Below are 1166 nucleotides of genomic sequence, written 5' to 3' on the forward strand. Positions count from 1 at the left end.
GCTGGCCGGGACGCGGTGTCGATCGCGGTCGCCGACATGTCCGGCGAGCCGGTCGCCTCGGTCGATGCGCTGCTCGTACGGGCCGTGTCCAGCGAAGAGCTGAGTGCGGACGCCGCGCTGGCCAGGGACGCGCTGTTCGGCCTCGACTGGGTTCCGGTGTCGTCGGGTGCGGATGTGCCCGGGGCGGTCGCACTGGTGGGGCCTGACGCGTTCGGGCTCGCCGACGGGGTGGCCGGATCCGGGCCGCGCGTCGAGACATACGCAGATCTGGTGTCGCTGGCGGCCGGGGAGTCCCCGGTGCCGGCTGTGGTGCTGGTCGCCGTATCCGGTGCTTCCACTACCTCCGGGGCCCAGGGCGCGAGTGTCCCGGACCGTACCGGAGTGGCGGGAACCGTTCACGCGCTGACCGCCGACGTACTGGCGCTGGTACAGGAGTGGCTGGCCGAGGAGCGGTTCGCCGGCTCGCGGCTGGTGTTCGTCACCCGGGGCGCGATGGCGGCCGACGGCGAGGACGTCACCGATGTCGCGGCGGCCTCGGTGTGGGGTCTGGTGCGCTCCGCGCAGACGGAGAACCCCGGCTGCTTCGGCCTGGTGGACCTCGGCTTCACGGACGACGCCTTCGTACAGCTCTCGTCGGCCCTCGCCACGGACGAGCCCCAGCTGGTGATCCGTGACGGTGGAAGCCGTGCGGGCCGGCTCGCCCGGCTGGAGTCGGGCACGGGTCTGGTGCCGCCGGCCGGGGTGCCGTGGCGACTCGACAGTGAGACGCAGGGAAGTCTGGACGGGCTGACGCTGGCTCCGTTCCCCGAGGTTCTCGAGCCGCTGACCGGCCACGACGTCCGTATCGACGTACGGGCCGCCGGGGTCAACTTCCGCGATGTCCTCAAGGCGCTCGACATGTACCCCGGTGACGCCGGACGCATGGGGCGCGAGGCTGCGGGGGTGGTGACCGAAGTGGGTCCCGAGGTGACCGGGCTGCGGCCCGGCGATCCGGTGACGGGCCTGGTGTCCGGTGGTTTCGGCTCACTCGTGGTCGGTGACGCGCGGCTGCTCACCCGGCTGCCCGACGAGTGGTCGTGGGAGATGGCGGCGTCGGTGCCGTTGGTGTTCCTGACGGCGTACTACGCCCTGGTGGAGTTGGGTGGGTTGCGGCGTGGGGAGAAGGT

At 72.2% G+C, this 1166-nt stretch carries 1 protein-coding gene; it reads left to right on the top strand.

Annotated elements, in window-relative coordinates:
- A partial coding sequence (locus ABZW18_RS34800; protein ID WP_356195534.1) for an alcohol dehydrogenase catalytic domain-containing protein occupies positions 1-1166 on the top strand: 1166 nt, incomplete at both ends.

It is taken from the genome of Streptomyces sp. NPDC004647 (genome assembly GCF_040609575.1).
Classification (GTDB): Bacteria; Actinomycetota; Actinomycetes; order Streptomycetales; family Streptomycetaceae; genus Streptomyces.